At 62.5% G+C, this 1,343-nt stretch carries 2 protein-coding genes; both read right to left on the bottom strand.

Annotated elements, in window-relative coordinates; translation table 11 throughout:
- Positions 1-6: 6 nt before the first annotated feature.
- Positions 7-858, bottom strand: a complete 852-nt coding sequence (locus B5G37_RS14465; RefSeq protein ID WP_087258947.1) for a hypothetical protein — start codon at positions 856-858, stop codon at positions 7-9.
- A 28-nt stretch (positions 859-886) separates the two neighbouring features.
- The coding region (locus B5G37_RS14460) for a hypothetical protein (protein WP_204217963.1) at positions 887-1,343 on the bottom strand (457 nt) is incomplete at its 5' end.

Here is a 1,343-nt window from a genome sequence, read left to right as displayed (position 1 = left end):
CCTTCTTCAGCGTGCGGTCTCGTGGGCCGGGGCGGTGTTGCCGTGGTTCTGTGCGAGCTGCGTGGATGATTCCTTTGCGCTCTTGGCTTCCGCGCTGAGGCTCACGGTCTGCGCCTGTTTCTTGGGGTGTTTCGGCTCCTCGTATTCCTCGGCGGGGCAGCCGAAGGCTTTCTCCATGTAGCGGGGCACCTCCGCAAGATCAGGGTCGTTCCACAGGTCGCGGAGCGCGTAGATGATGGACTGGTACGTGCCGCCGTAGGTCTTGCCGTTTATGGTGAATTGTTCCGATGAATCCATCGCGTCACGGATGGTCTCGTAAGCTTCCGCGCCATCGTTGGTGAGCTGGCGGAGTTCCACGCTCACGCTGCCGTCGTGGTGCGCCCCGGTGAGGAACAGGTGCCCGTTCTCGTCCCAGATTTTCTGTATCTCGCAGTCGGCGAACACGTTGTCCCCGCCGTAGCGGGATGGGGATGTGTCGATGGCGTCCCTAAAGCTGTCGTATACGGTGAACCCGCTGCGGGTGCCGTACCACCGTCCGATGCTGCCGGACACGATGACGGGGTTCCCGTACCAGTCGCTGTTCTCGTCGGTGATCGCGGGCGTGAAGCCGGGGGTCTGGCCGTCGAACCAGCCGATCAGTGCGTCGGTCTCCTCCTCGTAGTCGGTCTCCCGCATTTCCATCGCACGGTCGAAGATTTCCTCGTCCGAATACTGTTCGCGTACCTCCTCCTCGGTGATGCCGTAGCGTTCCATGATGTCCTCGACCGCCATGTTCTCGCCTTCGGTGCCGTAGTACGAGTCGGCATCGAAGATGATGCGCTCCTTGGGCTGCGGGGTGGTGGTTTCCTGTGCTGCCATGATGGTTCGTTTCTCCTTTGCTGCTCGGTTATCTCGTGGTCTCGTGGGCCGGGGTTTCCGTTTCGTGGATGCTGGCGAGAGTGGCGGACGAGTCCCGCATGGATCGCGCCTCGTCGCTCAGGTTGCCGTCCCGTCCCTTATCCTCCGGCTTTGAAGGTTGGGACGTGTATCGTTCCATGAGCGTGTTCCAATCCACGGGCACCTCGATCCGTTCAAGGGGATGGGATTGGAGCCTGCGTGCCTGTTCCCATGCGATCCGGTCTTTCAGGTCGGTCAGGTGCGGGCGTTCGGGTCTCTCGCCGCAGCGGATGTCGGTGACGGCTGCATGGGATTCCGTGGTGGGATCGAGGTAGGCGTTGACCTGCTGTACCGGTGCCGCGTAGGGGCGCAGATTCTCGGGAATCCGGTTGACGGCGGTTTCGGCTGCTGCCTGCGCGAGTTCATCCATGGCGCGGGTGTCCACGGGGAAGAACGCGCGTTCCGGC

Source organism: Pseudoflavonifractor sp. An85 (assembly GCF_002161235.1).
Taxonomy (GTDB): Bacteria; Bacillota; Clostridia; order Oscillospirales; family Oscillospiraceae; genus Enterenecus.
The sequence above is the reverse complement of the archived record's forward strand: the minus strand, read 5'-3'. Positions and strand labels throughout refer to the sequence as shown.